Genomic DNA, 1,070 nt, shown 5'->3' with positions numbered 1-1,070 from the left:
CTAGGTGTACTGACCACGGAGGTTGGTGACGGGGTTCACGGCGCGGTGATCTTGAAATGAGTGAGGGCCTTCTGGCTCGGTGTGGATTGCGACATCTGCACCGGCACCCAGAAAGGCCCTCATGCCACACCGTAACGCACCGCTGACCGAGACCGGACGCCTGCGCCTGGCCCGCTGCGTGGTCGAGGACGGCTGGCCGCTGCGGCGGGCCGCCGAACGCTTCCAGGTCTCGCCCACCACCGCGAAACGCTGGGCGGACCGCTACCGCGCATTCGGCGAGGCCGGCATGGCCGACCGCTCTTCGCGTCCGCACCGCAGTCCCCGACGCACGGCGACCCGCACCGAGCGGCGGATCATCAAGGTCCGCGTCCTGCGGCGGTGGGGCCCGGCCCGCATCGCCTACCTGCTCCGCCTGAACCCGGCCACGGTACACCGGGTCCTGGTCCGCTACCGACTCGCCCGCCTGGCCCACCTCGACCGCGCCACCGGACGCCCGGTGCGGCGCTACGAATGCGCCGCACCGGGCGAGTTGGTCCATGTCGACATCAAGAAGCTCGGCAACATCCCCGACGGAGGCGGCCACCGGGCCCTGGGCCGCCCCACCGGCAAAAAGAACAGCACCGGTACCGGTTACGGCTACCTGCACAACGCCGTCGACGACCACTCCCGCCTGGCCTACAGCGAGATCCAGCCCGACGAGCGCAAGGAGACCGCTACGGCTTTCTGGACCCGGGCGAGTGAGTTCTTCGCCCGGGCCGGGATCACCGTCCAACGGGTGATGACCGACAACGGCTCCTGCTACCGCTCCCGGCTGTGGCGTGATGCCCTCGCGGCCGAGGGCATCACACACAAGCGCACCCGCCCCTACCGCCCACAGACGAACGGCAAGGTCGAACGCTTCAACCGCACCCTGCTCGACGAATGGGCCTACGCCAGGCCCTACCGCACCGAACAAGAACGCCGCGACGCCTACCCCGACTGGCTCCACACCTACAATCACCACCGCGGACACACCGCACTCGCAGGCAAACCACCCGCCAGCCGCGTTCCCAACCTCACGGGCCAGAACA

1 protein-coding gene is annotated in these 1,070 nt (G+C 69.3%); it reads left to right on the top strand.

Translation table 11 applies throughout. From position 1 onward, the window contains the following. Positions 1-121: 121 nt before the first annotated feature. A partial coding sequence (locus tag ACIRST_RS42430) for an IS481 family transposase (RefSeq protein ID WP_402810156.1) occupies positions 122-1,070 on the top strand: 949 nt, incomplete at its 3' end.

It is taken from the genome of Kitasatospora sp. NPDC101447 (genome assembly GCF_044767225.1).
Taxonomy (GTDB): domain Bacteria; phylum Actinomycetota; class Actinomycetes; order Streptomycetales; family Streptomycetaceae; genus Kitasatospora.
The sequence above is the reverse complement of the archived record's forward strand: the minus strand, read 5'-3'. Positions and strand labels throughout refer to the sequence as shown.